This is a genomic window from Leptolyngbya sp. DQ-M1, from assembly GCF_039962505.1.
GTDB lineage: Bacteria > Cyanobacteriota > Cyanobacteriia > Leptolyngbyales > Leptolyngbyaceae > Leptolyngbya.
The window spans coordinates 320,387-337,089 of the sequence record NZ_JAMPLJ010000005.1 but is presented as its reverse complement, the minus strand read 5'-3'; the positions used below and the strand labels follow the sequence as shown (position 1 = coordinate 337,089).

Annotated in this window: 16 protein-coding genes; 10 read left to right on the top strand and 6 right to left on the bottom strand. The window is 48.5% G+C overall.

Annotated elements, in window-relative coordinates; genetic code table 11:
• Nucleotides 1–299 precede the first annotated feature (299 nt).
• Nucleotides 300–845, bottom strand: a complete 546-nt coding sequence (locus tag NC981_RS18040) for a DoxX family protein (RefSeq protein ID WP_348244209.1) — start codon at nt 843–845, stop codon at nt 300–302.
• Nucleotides 846–1,341: 496 nt separating this feature from the next.
• Here NC981_RS18040 and NC981_RS18035 point away from each other — a divergent pair, with 496 nt between their 5' ends.
• Both NC981_RS18035 and NC981_RS18030 read left to right on the top strand, forming a co-directional pair.
• Nucleotides 1,342–1,677, top strand: a complete 336-nt coding sequence (locus tag NC981_RS18035) for a hypothetical protein (protein ID WP_348244208.1) — start codon at nt 1,342–1,344, stop codon at nt 1,675–1,677.
• A 59-nt stretch (nt 1,678–1,736) separates the two neighbouring features.
• Nucleotides 1,737–3,179, top strand: a complete 1,443-nt coding sequence (locus NC981_RS18030; protein WP_348244207.1) for an alpha/beta fold hydrolase — start codon at nt 1,737–1,739, stop codon at nt 3,177–3,179.
• 21 nt (nt 3,180–3,200) lie between these two features.
• Here the strand turns inward: NC981_RS18030 and NC981_RS18025 are convergent, their stop codons facing one another.
• Complete coding sequence (locus NC981_RS18025) at nt 3,201–3,707, bottom strand: hypothetical protein (protein WP_348244206.1); 507 nt, start codon at nt 3,705–3,707, stop codon at nt 3,201–3,203.
• Nucleotides 3,708–3,930: 223 nt separating this feature from the next.
• Between NC981_RS18025 and NC981_RS18020 the strand changes: the two genes are divergently transcribed.
• Complete coding sequence (locus tag NC981_RS18020) at nt 3,931–6,126, top strand: alkaline phosphatase PhoX (protein WP_348244237.1); 2,196 nt, start codon at nt 3,931–3,933, stop codon at nt 6,124–6,126.
• A gap of 261 nt (nt 6,127–6,387) precedes the next feature.
• Here NC981_RS18020 and NC981_RS18015 read toward each other — a convergent pair whose 3' ends face one another.
• Nucleotides 6,388–7,137: an MBL fold metallo-hydrolase gene (locus NC981_RS18015; RefSeq protein WP_348244205.1), complete on the bottom strand. Its 750-nt coding sequence runs from the start codon at nt 7,135–7,137 to the stop codon at nt 6,388–6,390.
• Nucleotides 7,138–7,240: 103 nt separating this feature from the next.
• Between NC981_RS18015 and NC981_RS18010 the strand changes: the two genes are divergently transcribed.
• The 6 genes from NC981_RS18010 (at nt 7,241) to NC981_RS17985 (ending at nt 13,631) form a co-directional block, all read left to right on the top strand.
• Nucleotides 7,241–8,725, top strand: coding sequence for a site-2 protease family protein (locus NC981_RS18010; RefSeq protein WP_348244204.1), 1,485 nt, complete (start codon nt 7,241–7,243; stop codon nt 8,723–8,725).
• Between the two features lie 4 nt (nt 8,726–8,729).
• Entirely contained in the window at nt 8,730–9,986 is a 1,257-nt protein-coding gene (locus NC981_RS18005; RefSeq protein WP_348244203.1) for an ATP-binding protein, read from the top strand.
• Complete coding sequence (locus tag NC981_RS18000) at nt 9,986–10,393, top strand: acyl-CoA thioesterase (protein ID WP_348244202.1); 408 nt, start codon at nt 9,986–9,988, stop codon at nt 10,391–10,393. The genes NC981_RS18005 and NC981_RS18000 overlap by 1 nt, the downstream gene beginning before the upstream one ends.
• Nucleotides 10,394–10,457: 64 nt before the next feature.
• Nucleotides 10,458–11,222 (top strand): type I methionyl aminopeptidase, encoded by a 765-nt coding sequence (gene map, locus NC981_RS17995; RefSeq protein WP_190375836.1) that lies wholly within the window; start codon nt 10,458–10,460, stop codon nt 11,220–11,222.
• A 57-nt stretch (nt 11,223–11,279) separates the two neighbouring features.
• A complete protein-coding gene (der, locus tag NC981_RS17990; protein ID WP_190375837.1) occupies nt 11,280–12,641 on the top strand; it encodes a ribosome biogenesis GTPase Der in 1,362 nt (453 codons plus the stop codon).
• 3 nt (nt 12,642–12,644) lie between these two features.
• Nucleotides 12,645–13,631 carry an energy-coupling factor transporter transmembrane component T gene (locus NC981_RS17985; protein WP_348244201.1) on the top strand — a complete coding sequence of 329 codons (987 nt, stop codon included), beginning with the start codon at nt 12,645–12,647 and terminating at the stop codon, nt 13,629–13,631.
• 54 nt (nt 13,632–13,685) lie between these two features.
• Here the strand turns inward: NC981_RS17985 and moeB are convergent, their stop codons facing one another.
• Together moeB and NC981_RS17975 are read right to left on the bottom strand one after the other, a co-directional pair.
• Nucleotides 13,686–14,864, bottom strand: coding sequence for a molybdopterin-synthase adenylyltransferase MoeB (gene moeB / locus NC981_RS17980; protein WP_190375839.1), 1,179 nt, complete (start codon nt 14,862–14,864; stop codon nt 13,686–13,688).
• Between the two features lie 83 nt (nt 14,865–14,947).
• On the bottom strand, nt 14,948–15,382 hold the full coding sequence (locus tag NC981_RS17975) for a M67 family metallopeptidase (protein WP_348244200.1): 435 nt from the start codon (nt 15,380–15,382) through the stop codon (nt 14,948–14,950).
• Between the two features lie 6 nt (nt 15,383–15,388).
• On the opposite strand from NC981_RS17975, the gene NC981_RS17970 reads away from it, so the two are divergent.
• The gene (locus NC981_RS17970) at nt 15,389–15,565 is read left to right on the top strand and encodes a hypothetical protein (RefSeq protein ID WP_348244199.1); all 177 of its coding nucleotides are present in this window, start codon (nt 15,389–15,391) and stop codon (nt 15,563–15,565) included.
• On the opposite strand, the gene NC981_RS17965 is transcribed toward NC981_RS17970, so the two are convergent.
• Entirely contained in the window at nt 15,566–16,525 is a 960-nt protein-coding gene (locus NC981_RS17965) for a Gfo/Idh/MocA family oxidoreductase (RefSeq protein WP_348244198.1), read from the bottom strand. It lies immediately after the preceding gene.
• Between the last annotated feature and the right edge of the window lie 178 nt (nt 16,526–16,703).

The following is a 16,703-nucleotide window of genomic DNA, read 5'->3' as shown; positions in this document are numbered from 1 at the left end:
GATAGGGAGGTCATACTCTACTCGACATCACAAGCATCCAGGATACGTCAAAGGAATTACTCAATCGATCTGCCTAAAAGTCTCCAGACTAAAATTTTTAGTTAAACAATGTAGTGAGCAAAAATGTAGTGAGCAAAGTAGCTATAGCGAGATTTGCATGAAGCGAAGCTAAAAGGCTTCTATCAATAGGTTGAAAGGTATTGTTGTTTTTGTATTACCAAAAAGATAGAGGCGCTGCGGAGCATACAGACCCAGCAGCGCCTCATCCGACTATTCAACGCTCGATCGATCGCGACTCTTTACGACTTAGCGACATCAGTTTGCTTCTGCTCAGCACTAGAAGCTTGATAAGCTTTCTCTAGGCGCATAAGCTGTTTTGCTTGGGCTGACAAAGCATTCGTATCCAACCAGTTTGCAATCAAGGCATCGGTCGAGAATAACCCTGCTCCATTCACGGCAAACACCAGAAAACAAGCGGCGTAAATTGCGGATAACTCTAGATAAGTCAGATTCAAGCCCGCTACGAGGATGTGATGATACATCGCAACACACATTGTACCGAATAATCCTAAGGCTGCTGGACGAGTCAAAAAGCCGATGACCAGCAAGGGTGCACCGATCGTTTCAGTGAGGGCAGCGAGATAGCTAAACACGATCGGGAAGGGTAGCCCGATGACCTCGACATAAGCATGAGCAAAGCCTTCAATATCGGCGAACTTGTCGAGTCCATTGTGGATCATCATAATGCCCAGGACAGTTCGCAAAATCGCCCAGACCGTTTGCGACCAGAAGTTAGGCGTAACAGTCGGTTTCAGAAGCGTCGTTAAAAAAGCAGAGGGTGCCATAGGTTTAGGGTTGCGCTGTGAGAAAAAGTATTAAATTACATTAACTATAGCATTAAGAAACATAAAGAGACCCTGGCTGTGCAGTGTGGCTTCTTAAGCAATAAGACTCTAAAACTTGCTCTTTTTCTTTCTGGATAGAATCCTACTGAGGCGTAAAAATTCCTGGAAATCGGGAGCTTGAGATGGTTTTGGGTTATTTTTTGAATGACTTCTGAAAGCGAAACTGTAATCTATCGCTCTGATATTTCAGTCTTTAGATAGAAAGTCTTACAGCGAACTTTACTTTTCTTAATATCATGGTTAAGGTTTGTGAATAGAGTTAACAGTCTTCTAGGTAGATCCTTGCAAAAATGCCCCAGCAGCCCTGCCCTTGGTATACCTGTTTGGCATACCAAGGGCAGAGTGGATACCCTCCACTTCAAAGGCTAAAGGCTAAGGCAGGTTTACGGAGGGGCTTAGTCTTTACAAAATGAGCAGAATCTAAAGGATAAGAGTGATGAAAGTTCAGAAATTCGCGCCTGTGATTGCCGCTTTTATTGGCTGCCTCTTCTTTATTACCATTAACCTTGTGGCTCCTCAGAGTGCTGCAAGTAGCCCACAACAATCTCACTATTTGATTAAGCCCCTACAGGTCGATCGTGTCTTGTATGTACAGCCAAGGCTATCACTAGGCAATCTAGCACCGGACTCGCTATTAACAGCATTAGAAGAGATTTCACAGCGTTACGCGATCAAAGGCTCCAGGTTATACACTCGGCAGGTCAATGGTCGAGAAATTCCAGGGTTGTTGGTGTTTACTGCGCCGCTAACGGCACAGGTAACAAATGACTAGCTCCATTCAACTAAGCTGAAATTGATATCTTCCGCTGCTTTTATTAAGGAACACCTGACTTGAAACGATCGCGAATTGGCCTACTTATTCTAGCGGTGCTGCTGATTGCGCTGTCCTGGTGGGGCATCTTCACAGCCCGCGCAGGATTAATTGTGCGTCCCTTGAATCAAGAAGGAGTTCCACTGCTCTATCTTGCACCAAAGTCAGCGAAGTCTGTTCCGGGAGTGTTAGTTGCACATGGTTACTCTGGTTCAAAACAGTTGATGCTGACTTACGGATATGTATTATCTCAATCAGGCTATGCAGTCATGCTTTGGGATTGGGATGGTCATGGTGCAAACCCAAATCGTTTGCATTCTGGTTCACTCCAGCGTAACTTTCAAACGGCTTGGAATGCGATCGCACAGCAGCCAGAAGTAGACCGTTCTCGACTTGCGGTGCTGGGGCATTCGATGGGAAGTGGAGCCGTGATGGATGCTGCGATCGAGCATCTGAGCGATTTTTCTGCAACTGTTGCGATCTCGCCCACGGGCGCGACTGTAACTGCGGATCGACCCCGAAATCTACAGCTACAAGCGGGCACTTGGGAAGGTGGATTTATTCGCAATGCAGAACGCATCCTTCAGCAAGCAGGCGGCACCAATTCGGATACCGCATCAGAACGAGGGCGCGAGTTTGTCTTGGTGCCCAATGTGGAACACATCACGATTTTATTTAATTCAGTCAGTCACACTGCGGCACGCCACTGGCTCGATCGCACCTTTGGACAGCAACAGCAAAGTCAGTACGTCGATCGTCGGATGCTTTGGCAAGGCGTTCATCTCGTGGGATGGATCATGGCGCTTACTGCGGTGATGCCAAGTGTACGAATGAAGGGCGAAGTTTCTGCGATTTCAGCAGTACAGCGCTGGGGTGGTTTGATTTTATCGTCGATCGTGCCGACCCTTGGGCTTGTTTTACTGAATCGTGTGATTGATCTGCAAACGCTGGGTGGTGTTCAAGTGGGTGGAGCCGTCGCGCTTTGGTTCTTGATGGCAGGGGCAATTTGGCTGAGCGTGTTGCGCCAAATTCCGCCACTGAGATTACGAGCGGTGGGCGTGGGAATCGGTGTGTTTACAGTGTTATGGATTGCAGTCGGAGCGATGGCACAGGTTGTATGGTTGCAGTCGGTGTTGACTCCGGAGCGGTTGGTTGTTTGGGGAGCAATCGCGATCGCGTCACTGCCTTGGTTTCTTGCAACTGAAATGACGCAGCAAAATCGAACGCCAGCACAACGGATCGCTTGGGGAGTTGCACAAAGCATTGCCCTCATTGGCGGGTTTGTGTTGGTACTGCAATTTCTACCGCAGCTTGGATTTATGTTTTTGCTGCTGCCGTTGTTCCCGGTATTAATCAGTTTGTTGTCGATCGTCTCCGCGCAAGTGCGAGAGAGTTGGAGTGTTGCAATCCCTAGTGCGTTATTTTTCGCATGGCTGTTAGCCGCAGGGTTTCCGCTGGCGTAGTCCTGCGATCGCGATACTCATTTAGGGCGCTTGAAATTGCGGCGGATTGTCTTGGATCTTCCGAACTAAACCGCGCCGCTCTGCGTGTTTAGTGGTGATTGCAACACTTCTTCTTGCTTTTGAGATATCAGCTTGATCAAACGCATCATAAAGCTGATTAATGAGATCGTCGATCGACAGCGGATGCTTCTCATCTGCAAGAACCTGCACGATCGCGTCCATTGGTTTGGCTCCTTTGAACTTTGCCTTGAGTGCTGTTGCGTCGAAGGCTGATTGATCAGATTTAGCAGATGTTGCTTTAGGTTTGGAGTTCGACGCTTCGGGCTGGGATGCCGGTACGGTCTGACTGCTCCGTGAAGCGCTGGACTGGCTGTCTCCTAAAAGTGAGTTAATATAACCGAGCAAGCGATCGATTTCTGCCTCAGCTTGCTTACTAACCGCTTGAACAATTTCGTCTTGCTCGTTCAGTAAACGGTCGCGGGTTTGCTCTAGTTCAGCTTTGAGGGAGTCGTTAAGAATAGGAGGCACTGTAGATTCCTTAATTTGAAGCGCATTTACTTCGATTGTAGTGCGATTCGCTGTCTTTGATGTCTCTTGTCTACTACTAATTTTAGTTTCTGAAGAGTCTGCTACCTTTTCTAGTGGGTTAGAGTCTAGTGGGTAAGACGAGCTATCTTTTACCCAGCCTTAACCCTGAATGACTAAGTTTTCTGCTAAGACTGAGGCGAAAACCTACTGGGGACATCCCTCTATGCCGATGAAACGTCGGAATCTTCTTCTACTTCTGGGTGCTGCGGCTGGCACAACTGCGATCGGGAGCTTGGTGAAAAACAGTCAAAAGTTTTCGATGCCGTTTCAATCGACAGAAACAAGCGGGACTTTGACGAATCTCAGCTTTAAGCCAATTCAAAGTCCGATGTCACTGCTAACTAATGTTAAAGCTGTGACTGCGTTTGAGATTGTGGATGATTTGGTTATTCCAGAAGGATTCTCTTATCAGGTGATTGGGGCTTGGGGCGATCGAATTGGTGATTCCCGGTTTGGCTACAACAATGATTACTTATCCTTTGTCGAGACAGCTCCGAATGAAGGCTTTTTGACAATTAACTTTGAGTACATTAGCGCGATTCCGTGGTTGCAATCTTACTCAAAAGTGTTGGGCAAAGCGCTCCCGATCGCCGCAGTTGAGCAAGAACTCAAAAAGAAAAAAGCACTCAACGCCCTTGCTCTACCCGAAAAAAGTGCGCTCAAAGCTCAGATTGCAACTATTTGCAAAGAAGCGTTGATTGATCAGGGCATGGGTGTCATTTCGATTCGTAAGACTCCAGACGGCAAGTGGGAGCGAACCTTCTCAAACGTCGATCGACGCATCTCCGGAATCTCAGGCTTAGAAGATAAACGTTACCTTAGCTGTACTGGCGCAGCAAAAGCTGTGTTTCAGAAGAAAACGGGAACAGGGTACATTGATAAACTGGGCGATCGGATCATCGGGACATTTGGTAACTGTGCGGGCGGTACAACGCCGTGGGGAACTGTTTTGAGTGCGGAAGAAAACATTCACATTCAAGTTCCTGAGCCAGTTTATGCTGATGGCACATCGTTTCCGCCCGATCGCGTGACGTTCAGGATTAACGATGAGGATGTTTCTGGACAAGGTAATGTTTTTGGATTGTCTGGTAACAAATACGGCTGGATTGTTGAAGTTGATCCAGCTAACCCGAACGACTATGGAACTAAGCATACTTGGCTCGGTCGCTATCGCCATGAGGCAGTCGGGGTGAGAGTTGAGGCGGGAAAACCCTTAGCGTTTTATTCCGGGTGCGATCGACGCAGTGGACATATCTATAAGTTTGTCAGTCGTGATTCAGTGAATGATCCGAAAGATAAAGCAAATTCCCGCTTATTAGCCGATGGAATGCTTTATGCTGCGAAGTTCAACGAAGATGGTACAGGACGCTGGATTGCACTTAAACCTGATACTGCGGTTAATCCTGAAGATCCAGCCACGATCGTTGGGGGTATGATCAATCTCCCTAAACGCCCAGAAGGTGGATTTATTAGTATTCGCAGTAGAGGTGCGATCGACCAGTACAAGCGGCGATTCAAAACGCTGGGCGATCTCTATGAAGGCAGTCCGACAGAAAAACAAGGTGCTATTTTGATCGATGCTCACTATGCTGCAAATGCGTGTGGTGCCACCTGTACGGCTCGACCCGAAGACACCGAGATTGCTCCAGATGGCTCTCTGTACATTTCTTTTACTTCTGGATCGTCAGATAGTCGAGATGGTGGTGCAGATAAGCGTGTGTTTAAAGGCCCGAAAGGCGAAATCCCTTATGAACACGGGTTTGTCATGCACTTAATTGAAGACAACAATGACTCTGCTGCACTGTCTTTCCGGTGGGCAATGTTAGCAATGGGCGGCGAACCGACTGCGGGTGGTGCAGGCTTCTCAAATCCTGATAACTTACTGATTGATCCGGATGGTCATATTTGGATTGTTACCGATATGTCTTCAGACAAGTTAAACAAAGCGGTTCCAAGGCGGATTGATAAAAATGGAGTCCCAACCAGCCAATCCCACTTACGCGGACTGTTCGGCAACAATAGCTTATGGTTTGTGCCCACATCGGGCGCAAATGCTGGCAATGCTTATCTGTTTGCAATGGCTCCGATGGAAGCTGAATTAACTGGCCCGTTTTTGAGCCGCGATCGTCAATCCCTCTTTCTCGCTGTTCAGCACCCCGGAGAAAGCAACGGCATTCGTCAAAATATGAAGTCCGAAACCCGCAAATTTGCCATGAAAACGACAGACGGCAAAGACTTCACCCAATCGCGCCAAGTTCCGATCGGTTCTAACTTCCCCGATAAAAAAGCAAACGCTGTACCCAAGCCTTGTGTCGTGGTAGTAACGAGGAGCGATCGCCAGAACATTACATCCACCTAGTCTTGCAGAATAGTCTTGCAGAAGCTTGGTCATACTTTGCAGAGTTGACATCCGCTTCAACTATTTCAGTGGATAAGCCTAAACATAAGACCCCTGATCCGCCCCCACCCCTCTCCTGTGGGAGAGGAAGCCAGAAGTCCAGTTCCCCTTCTCCCTTGGGGAGAAGGGGCGAGGGGAGAAGGGTCTTCATTGAGTAGCAACGCGATTAATTGCTACGATCGCGAAATCGAAAATCGCGCTTAAGCCTTCTGTAAAAACGATTCAAAAGGTTGCAGCCTGAATCAGACAGGCTTCAAGATCGAGTTTTGCCAATCTGGAGTAAGCTTGCTCGATCGCAAACTTCCCCCGCAGCAGCCCAGAACTCGCACCGGGACAAATAAAGTGCAATGTCTCTGAATTGAACATTTCTAAAAGCTTCCGAACATGACGAATCTGGCGGTTCCAGTGAAATGTTTTCGCCGTTCTGAGCGGGACGGGATCGCCTTGCGCGTTCGGGAGCAAATGGCGACCGGAGAATAAAATCCCACCCAGGGCAGCGTAATACACACAAGCTGATCCTGGAGAATGTCCCGGAGTCCAGATCACTTGCATCTCCGACATATCCCCGTAAGCAAGCGAAGCGAGCGACAAGCTCTCTCGAAACGAACTCACCGCCATATTGGGCAGCAAATACGCCTCTTGCTCCTGCACAATCACCTCACAGCCAAACACTTCTTGGATCTCACGCACCTTTCCCATCCCGCCGCGATGCGTGATGACTAATTTGCTAACTCCGCCCTGAGCATCGAGAAACGATCGCGTGTTTTCATCCCAAGCCGGACAATCGATCAATAAATTTCCATCTTTTCTTACAATGAGGTACGCGGTACCACCGAGCGTATCCCGATTCGGCGGAAACGCGAAAACTGGCGTGACGCTAGATTCTGGAAAAGTTTCCGCTGAAAACACTAGACGCGGCTGTTTCGGAGTGCGGGACTGTGGCGTTAAAGGAATCGGAGATTCTGGTGGCACAAGCTTCTCGATCGGTCAAACTAAAGAATATGGCAAGTCTGCCATCGTTGATTGTGCCAGATCGCGTGATTTCCATCTATGCCCCCTGTCTCATCCTTTGGTCATGATTTGGCTTTTGCTTCTCGGATTGCTCACTTACCTGTTTATTACCCAATGGGTTGCCAGCCTGACGCGCACACCGGTTTGGGCACTGTGGTTGGTGGCGATGCTGCCTGTGTTTGTCATGGTGGTGTGGACGATCGCGTTTCGGGGGCAAGCAATGCCGATGCCATATACGATCGTGCTGTTTGCGGGCTGTTTGGTGCTGTATTTGTATCTGATTCAGCGGGGGCGAATTGCCCGATCCGGGCAGGATCAGCGCTGGGCGGCGCTGGATACTGCGCCCTCTGCGCCTCCCAAGCCTGCCTCTGAGCTACAACCGCCGAATCTAGCAAGCTTGCGTCCGCTCAATCCCGCCGAAGAAACCAGTTTACAAACGTGCTTTCCTTGGTCGGTGTTTTATCTACGGCACTTGGAATATCATCCGCAGGGCGTGGTTTGTCGGGGGCAGTTACGTACCTCACCGGAAGTCGCTTATCAAACGGTGCGGCAGAATGTTGAGGCACAGTTCGGCGATCGCTTTCATGTGATTTTTCAGGAGTATTATCCGGGAGAGCCGTTTTTTGAACTGGTGATTAATCCAGCGGCAAGCGTTGAGTCAAAGAATTCGAGTCTGCTGATTCGTCCCGGATTTGCGATCGCGCTGATGCTTTTGACGGTGTTTACAACCACTTGGGCAGGGCTGCAAATCGTGGGACGGGTTCCGACGATCGCGGCGTTTTTAGAAAATGGATTGCCTTATTCGATTCCGGTTTTGATCTTTTTTGCAGCACGAAGTCTTGGGCAATTTGTCACCGCTCGTAAATTTCACATTGCAATTACGCTGCCGTATTTTATTCCGATTATTCCACTGCCGTTTTTTCCCCTGGGAACGATCGGGGCATTTACGCAGTTAAAGTCTCCAATTCCGCATCGTAAGGCGCTGTTTGACATTGGGCTAGTGGGTGCGTTTTTGGGGTTGAGCGTGAGTATTCCGTTATTCGCTTGGGGATTGGTGCAGTCAGGGGTTGTGCCGCTACCGAGTCAGGGCGGACTCTTTCAATTCCAAGCGCTTGATCCGAGAGTTTCGATCGTGCTTGCGGTGTTTAGCAAGTTGGCGATCGGGCGTGATTTAACTCCCTATGCAGCACTGCGGCTGCATCCGGTGGCGATCGCGGGTTGGGTTGGGATATTGTTTACTGCGTTTAATTTAATGCCGATCGGTCAGTTAGATGGCGGACGGATGATTCATGCTGTGTTTGGGCGACGGGTCGGAGCCAGGATCGGACGCATTTCTCGATTCTTGCTATTAGGGTTTGCGATTGTATATCCACATTTGTTGCTGTGGACAGTGTTATTGTTTTTGCTGCCTGCGTTGAATGAACCGACGCTGAATGATGTGATTGAAGTCGATGGTTTTCGCAATGCGGTGGGGTTGATGGCGTTGGTGATTTTGATTCTATTGGTGTTACCTGCGCCGAAATTTTTAACGACTGTGTTGGGGATGTAGTTGAATGGTAAAAGTACGATCGTTACCTGAGAAATGTCTGTCGCTGTTAATCTACCGGGATTTGTTAGATGATCCGGTGTTATTAGCATTTCGCACCGCTTTGAGCGCGCTCGATCGTCCAGAGATTGCAGCGGCGAGCTACAGTGAATGGTTTTCAGAATTGGCAAAACGCAACCAAGGATGGCGCGACTATTTGCTGAATCGGATTTTAGCTTCAGAAAATCCGCTGACATACCAGCTTCGTCGCGGCGAAATTCTCAAAGAACTGATGGAAGCAGCAAAGCACGATTTAAGAATTCTGCAACGGTTTTATGAATGCGGTAGTCAGCAGTTTTATCAATTAATGAAACACAAGACTGCACCTTGGGTTGATTACATTCCTAATGCAGCAAGTAGTTTAAAACAAACGCAAATTAGACAAATTCAGAAACAGCTTGAATCGCTGCAAGATTGGTCGATCGCGCTTCCAGAATTAATCGAGTTTTATCGCCGCTTTGGGGCAGGAGTTTTTGCTGAGTACCGTGCATTTCGTTGGCAAGATGGGCAATTGAATGCGATCGCTAATCCCGATCCAATTCAAGTCGATGCCTTAGTCGGTTATGAAACTCAGCGCGATACTTTGCTGCGAAACACCGAATTTCTGCTGGCTGGATTGCCTGCGCTGCACATTTTGCTATATGGCAGTCGTGGTTCAGGAAAATCGTCGCTCGTGAAATCGCTGCTCGGTAACTATGAGAATCTCCGCCTGATCGAAGTGCCAAAATCCGAATTGAAAGCGTTACCGACGATCGTAGAACGCTTGCGGGATCTCCCCCAGAAATTTGTCATTTTCGTGGATGATTTATCTTTTGAAGAAGATGACGATGCTTATAAAGCACTGAAAGTGGTATTAGAAGGGAATCTCACCGCTCGACCTCAAAACGTGGTAGTTTACGCCACTTCAAATCGACGGCACCTAATTCGAGAATTCTTTGACGATCGTCCCCGTCCAAAAGATGCCGACGAAGTGCATCATTGGGATACGGTGCAGGAGAAGCTATCGTTTAGCGATCGCTTCGGTTTAACCCTGACGTTTGAGCCTGCGGATCAAACCACTTATCTGAAAATTGTTCATCATTTAGCAAGCCAAGCTCAGATTGAATTGAGCACTGAAGATCTAGAATTCAGATCGTTGCAGTGGGCAACTCGGCATAATGGACGATCGGGCAGAACTGCCCGTCAATTTATCGACTTTCTTAAAGCTGAACTGATGATTTCCTGATGCAATTTACTTATTCTCGATCGATTCGCTTTTCCGACACCGATGCAGCAGGAGTGGTGTATTTTGCAAACGTTTTGAACTTCTGCCACGAAGCGTATGAAGCCTCTTTGACCGCAAGTGGAATTAATCTGCGATCGTTTTTTTCGGGTCAAACCATTGCGGTTCCAATTGTTCACGCTGAAGTCGATTTTTTTAAGCCGATGTTTTGTGGCGATGAAATTACGATCGCGCTCACTCCAAACTTATTAAAACCGAGTGAATTTGAAATTTCTTACCGTTTGTTTCAGGAGCAAACGATAGCAAAAGCGCTCACCCGCCATGTTTGTATAAACTCTCAAACGCGATCGCGGCAAGACCTCACACCCGATTTGCTGCACTGGATCAATGGCGATCGTTCAGTTCAATAGAAAACCGTTTAAAATCGAATCGCTCTAGCTCAAAGCTCAGAACAGTTCTCGCTAAAATGTTGGTATGGAACAAGAAGTTATCACCCTCCTTTCGAGTCGCGAAATCGAAAAAATGCGCCGAGCCGGAAAGCTTGCAGCGCAGCTATTGAATCACTTAGAGTCCTTCGTCAAACCCGGTGTCTCTACATTAGAACTCAACGACGAAGCCGAACGCTGGACACAAGCCCACGGAGCCAAAAGTGCTCCCCTTGGCTACAACGGCTTCCCCAAGTCCATTTGCACTAGCGTTAATGAGGTTGTGTGTCACGGCATTCCCAACGCTAAACAAGTGCTGAAAAATGGAGACATTATCAATATTGATGTGACGCTGATCGTCGATGGCTATCATGGCGACACCTCGAAAATGTATTTCGTCGGAGAACCATCACCGTTAGCAAAGCGTTTGGTCGAAGTGACTGACAAATGCCGACAACTAGGCATGGATGCGGTAAAACCCGGTGCCAGAATCGGCGATATTGGTGCAGCGATTCAAGAATATGCCGAATCTCAAGGCTTTTCAGTCGTGCAAGACTTTGTGGGACATGGAATTAGCCACATTTTCCACACGGCTCCCCAAATTCCCCACTATGGCAAACGCGGTACCGGGAAAAAGTTGCGTCCTGGAATGGTATTTACGATCGAACCGATGATCAACGAAGGCACCTGGGAAGTCGAAGTCATGCCCGACCAATGGACAGCCTTAACAAAAGATCGCAAACTCTCCGCCCAATGTGAACATACGATCGCCGTAACCTCCACAGGCTACGAAATCTTGACGCAAGCTGACTAAGGAGAGATTGCGTTACAATGATGTGCTGGCTTAAGTCAATCCCTGTCTCTCAAAAATATGTCATTGCCGATCGTTGCCATTATTGGTCGCCCGAATGTGGGCAAGTCTACGCTTGTGAACCGTCTTGCTCAGGTGCAGGATGCCATCGTGTTCGATGAACCCGGTGTGACCCGCGATCGCACCTACAAACGAGCGTTTTGGCGCGATCGAGAATTCCAAGTTGTCGATACGGGCGGACTGGTGTTTGATGATGACACCGAGTTTTTACCCCTGATTCGAGAACAAGCAATGGCGGCTCTGTCAGAATCGTCCTCGGCGATTTTTGTTGTGGATGGACAGGCGGGATTAACTCAAGCCGACGAGGAAATTGCTCAATGGCTGCGTCAGCAGCCTGTTCCGGTTGTGCTGGCGGTCAATAAGTGTGAATCGGTAGATCAAGGCATTATCCAAGCCGCAGAATTCTGGGAATTAGGGCTGGGTGAGCCGTATCCGGTTTCCAGCATTCACGGAAGCGGTACAGGGGACTTACTCGATCAGGTTGTCGAACACTTACCCACCACCCTTGAAATCGAAGAAAATCCTGAAACTAAAGTCGCGATCGCAGGTCGCCCGAATGTGGGTAAGTCGAGCTTACTTAATGCGTTTGTCGGCGAAAATCGCTCGATCGTCAGTCCAATCTCAGGAACGACGAGAGACGCGATCGACATGGTAGTTGAGCGCAACGATAAAACGTATCGCTTGATTGATACTGCCGGGATTCGTAAGAAAAAGAACGTAGAGTACGGCCCCGAATTTTTTGGAATCAATCGAGCGTTTAAAGCGATCGATCGTTCTGATGTGGTGCTCCTTGTTATCGATGCCCTAGACGGCGTAACCGAGCAAGACCAAAAGTTAGCCGGACGAATTGACGATGAAGGGCGCGGCTGTGTGGTGATTATTAACAAATGGGATGCAGTTGAAAAAGACGCGCACACCATTTATGAATATGAGCGTCAAATCCGCGATCGCTTGCATTTTGTCGAGTGGGCAGAAAGCATTTTTATCAGTGCCAAAACAGGTCAGCGCGTCGAAAAGATTTTTGAACTCGTCGATCGTGCCGCCGAACAACACAAGCGTCGAGTTTCAACGGCTGTAATCAATGAAGTGCTAGAAGATGCGCTTTCTTGGCATACTCCACCGACCACAAGACAAGGACGACAGGGCAAGATCTACTACGGGACTCAGGTAAGCAGCGCACCTCCGACGATCGCGCTATTCGTCAACGATCCCCATCTGTTTAACGACAACTACCGCCGTTATATCGATCGTAAATTCCGTGAATCTTTAGGCTTCCAGGGTACGCCGCTCCGATTACTTTGGCGCGGTAAGAAAGTACGAGAAGTCGAGCGGAACACAGCGAATCGAGCAACGAAGGTTTAGCGTATGGATTTACTGCGATCGCTGCCGTTAGGGTTGTATCTCGAACAGCCGATCACCTGGATGCACCGACTCGATCCACGGGTAAAGCTGGCGTGGTTGATGAGTTTTCTAGCAACTCCCTTACTGGCGAGTGCAGAATGGCGGTTGCTGCTCGTGGGTGTGTTGATTGTACTAACTCTAGCGTCTCGGATTCCGCTCCGAGTCTGGCGGCAGCAGATGGGCTGGCTGTTATTGCTGGCGGTCTATGTGTTTTCGCTGGTTGCGATCGCGCCTGATGGTTTGAGTGTTGAGCCGCGTCCTCGACTGCCTGAAAATGAACTGGCATTTGTGCAGCAACCGAACACGGTTCCAAAACCCGCACCGCCGCAGTCTTGGTTCAATCCATTTCAAGCAGCGCCCAAAGAGCAAACCCAACTTGCCAATCAGTTAAAGCGCCCAGAGTTGAGGCAACCGACAGACTATCAGTATGTGGTCTTTCAGCGTGGGCCGATTCGGGTGACTCGGCGATCATTGGATCTGGCGATCCGAGTTGGTACTTTATTGTTTACGCTGATCTACAGTACGAATTTATTTTTGCTTACAACTGCTCCAGAAGAAGTCACCGCAGGATTGGAAGATTTGATGCGTCCGTTGCGTCGGTTTAATATTCCGGTGACCGAAGTTGCATTGACATTAACGTTGTCGTTGCGATTCATTCCGCTGGTGTTGGAGGAATTTCAGAATTTGATTCGATCGATTCGCACTCGTGCTATCAATTGGAAGAAGTTAGGATTTCGCCGCACGATTCAGGTGTGTTTATCGGTTGCAGAGCGATTGTTGCAAAATCTATTGCTGAGAGCAGAGCAGATTGCGAGTGCGATGAAGGTTCGTGGATTTACCAGTCCGAATCAGCATCGAGTGGAATGGCATCAGTTAATTTTGAAGCGGTTTGATTGGCTCGCGTTGGTTGTTTTGGGTGGATTTTGGGCAGCAAGGCTGGCGTTTGGATAACACAAAAAATTGGGGCAATTGCTGTAAATTGCCCCAACTGCATTTTCAAGCTGTTTAATATTCCGGTACAGAGGGATCGACTTCGCGACTCCAGGCAGTAATTCCGCCTTTCACGTTGATCCCATCAATCCCAGCCGATTTGAGAATACCGATCGCTTTGGCCGATCGACCTCCCATTTTGCAGTGAGCAATCAACTTGTGTCCGTTGAGCAGTTCTTTCACTTTCTCAACGCCATTTCCGTTCTCGATATCTGGTAATGGAATCAAGACAGAACCGGGGATCTGAGCAATATCGTACTCATTGGGATTGCGGACATCGAGCAAGACGTATTCTTGACCGATCGCGCCACTGTCGATCAGTTGCTTCAATTCCTGCACCGTAATTTCTTGCATACTCGCTTTTGCCTGTTCTTCAGCCGCTTTTGCTTGCGGAATTCCGCAAAATTCCTCGTAATCCACTAACTTCTCAATCACAGGGCGCACCGGATTCGGACGCAGTTTAAGCTCCCGGAACTTCATCTCTAGCGCGTTGTACAACAACAATCGCCCACTGAGCGTGTTGCCTTGTCCAAGAATGATTTTCACCGCTTCAGTCGCCTGAATCGTTCCGATAATGCCGCACAACACGCCTAAAACGCCGCCCTCGGCACAAGAAGGCACCAATCCGGGTGGCGGGGGTTCTGGATAAAGATCGCGGTAATTTGGCCCGCCCTCGTAGTTAAAGACCGTCGCTTGTCCTTCAAACCGGAAAATCGAGCCGTACACATTCGGCTTATTCAACAGCACGCAAACATCATTCACGAGATATCGCGTTGGGAAATTATCGGTTCCGTCGATCACCAAGTCATAGGGTTCCGCAATTTGCAGCGCATTCTCAGAACTCAATCGTGTCTCATACAAATCCACTTGACAGGTTGGATTAATCTCAAGAATTCGCTGTTTTGCCGATTCGATCTTGGGCTTACCCACCCACGATGTCCCGTGAATAATTTGGCGATGCAGGTTAGAACTATCAACCACATCAAAATCGACAATTCCAATCCGTCCGATCCCGGCTGCTGCTAAATACAACAATAGCGGTGATCCCAGTCCGCCTGTTCCCACACAGAGAACGCTTGCCGCTTTGAGTTTTTTCTGTCCATCCAGCCCGACTTCCGGCAAAATAATATGCCTGGAATATCGGGCGTAATCATCATTGGTTAACTGGATTTCATCCAGATTTGGGTTTAGCATGGTGCGTCGCTGAACAAGTTGACAAAATCAATTCGATAGCTTTGCTACACAGGTACGTGTTCGCTCGAATTAGGGAAGTTCCTTCAGGTGATCAAGAGTTCTTCCGGTTGGAAAACCTGTTGATCGTCGAGGCTCCAGCAGCGAAGGTCAACCGATTTGCCTTCAGACACTGACACGATCGCATAACTATAAGCCGACCATGCCGCTGCACGATCGCATTCTGAAGGCACTGCTGGCTGATCCGGATGTGAGTGATAGATCCCAATAATATCGAGACCTTGCGATCGAGCTTCTTTCATCGCTGCCAGCATTTCTTCTGGTGCAATTTCATATTGACGCTTTCTGGTCAGACCGCTCTCGTCGTCACTCCATCGATTCTCCGTTGCTTTCACTTCCATGACGGTTTTCCCAGTGGGGTCACTCTTGCCCAACAGCAAGCCGCAGCACTCGTCTGGATAGGTGCGCTCGGCATGAACACGAATGCTCACAAGATGCTGAGAGTTGAGTCTGAGAATCACGACAGGATGAAGAATCGCAAGCCAAATATTTATTCTAAGGGATTCAGCACCAGACGCAAGAATGAGAATTATGAAGAAGTTGATGCTCAACGATTTATCCGGTGCATTGAACAACTCTTTGAAGAACAAACGCAAAAAATTTGTAGCGCGATCGCTGCGATCATTAAATTCCAGCCTGAGTAACTATTCGATCGCGATCGTTTGTCCCTGTTCTGCCGATCGTTGAGCCGCGATCGCAACTTTCAATGTATATAAGCTCTCTTCGGGTTGAACATATAACGGCGCTCCGTTCAGTAAATGATCTAAAACAGCGCTCGTATCCTTGGTAAACAATCCCCGTCTCGCACCGACCTCGATCGCGCTCACCCCTTCCGAATTCACGAATGCACCTTCATCACCATCAAAGATTAATGCACCACGATCGCCCTGAACTTCTAACTTGCGCTCCGGTGTCCAAAGTGTTTCACCCTTGCCGTACACCACATCTGCAATCACCCCACTCTTAAATTGCAGTTGCGCCTTACAGAGACAACCTGTGTAACGATCGGCGTTCAAATTCCAATAGCGATTCTGACAGCTCACCGATTCAACTTGCCCAAACGCATGAATCAATCGGTGCAGTCGCGATAAGGCACCCACCAATGGAAAACCGAACAGCGATCGCGTGTATGTCCATTTCGGAGGTGCAGGATGTTGCGGCGTTGCGGTCGCATACCGAGCATAAAACGGCGTACCAACTTGAGAAAGCGATCGCAAAAAGGCTTGATGCACTCCGCCCAAAATCTCGATATGTTCGACATGCAGTAAGCGATTTCGAGCATGAGCGAGTTCAATTACTCGCGTTGCAGATTCAAGATCGATCGCCAACGGATATTCGACCACGACATGACGACCGGATTCGAGCGCAGATTCTGCGATCTCACTATGCTCTGAGTTCACGCCGCAGATGATGACTAAATCAACCGCTTGAATCAATTCTTGCCAAGCATTAAACGCTTGGGTTTGGTGCGTATGCCCAAATTCCGCCGTTTTATCAGGTTGATGTCCTGCTACACCAACTAATTTTGCTCGATCGTCTTGATTCACCGCTTCTGCTCTCAGCTTCGCGGCATATCCGGTTCCGACCAGTCCAACTCGAATCACGAAACTATTCCTTGAATGTTCTCCTCTCAGTGTACTGGTAGAGATCCCTCCCTTAGCTAGAGTCCCACGAACAAAAGAACGTTGTAGGTTGAGAAACATCTGTATACAAGCAAAAAATCTCTGATACTAAGATAGAAATTCTAGCGATCGTTTGACCCACTGTTCCCGAACTCACGGT

Coding starts and splice junctions, on each gene's coding strand:
- moeB (WP_190375839.1), bottom strand. CDS start 14,864: ATGCTAAACCCAAATCTGGATGAAATCCAGTTAACCAATGATGATTAC.
- NC981_RS18010 (WP_348244204.1), top strand. CDS start 7,241: ATGATTTGGCTTTTGCTTCTCGGATTGCTCACTTACCTGTTTATTACC.
- NC981_RS18040 (WP_348244209.1), bottom strand. CDS start 845: ATGGCACCCTCTGCTTTTTTAACGACGCTTCTGAAACCGACTGTTACG.
- NC981_RS18035 (WP_348244208.1), top strand. CDS start 1,342: ATGAAAGTTCAGAAATTCGCGCCTGTGATTGCCGCTTTTATTGGCTGC.
- der (WP_190375837.1), top strand. CDS start 11,280: ATGTCATTGCCGATCGTTGCCATTATTGGTCGCCCGAATGTGGGCAAG.
- NC981_RS18020 (WP_348244237.1), top strand. CDS start 3,931: ATGCCGATGAAACGTCGGAATCTTCTTCTACTTCTGGGTGCTGCGGCT.
- NC981_RS18005 (WP_348244203.1), top strand. CDS start 8,730: ATGGTAAAAGTACGATCGTTACCTGAGAAATGTCTGTCGCTGTTAATC.
- NC981_RS17970 (WP_348244199.1), top strand. CDS start 15,389: ATGAAGAATCGCAAGCCAAATATTTATTCTAAGGGATTCAGCACCAGA.
- NC981_RS17985 (WP_348244201.1), top strand. CDS start 12,645: ATGGATTTACTGCGATCGCTGCCGTTAGGGTTGTATCTCGAACAGCCG.
- NC981_RS18000 (WP_348244202.1), top strand. CDS start 9,986: ATGCAATTTACTTATTCTCGATCGATTCGCTTTTCCGACACCGATGCA.
- map (WP_190375836.1), top strand. CDS start 10,458: ATGGAACAAGAAGTTATCACCCTCCTTTCGAGTCGCGAAATCGAAAAA.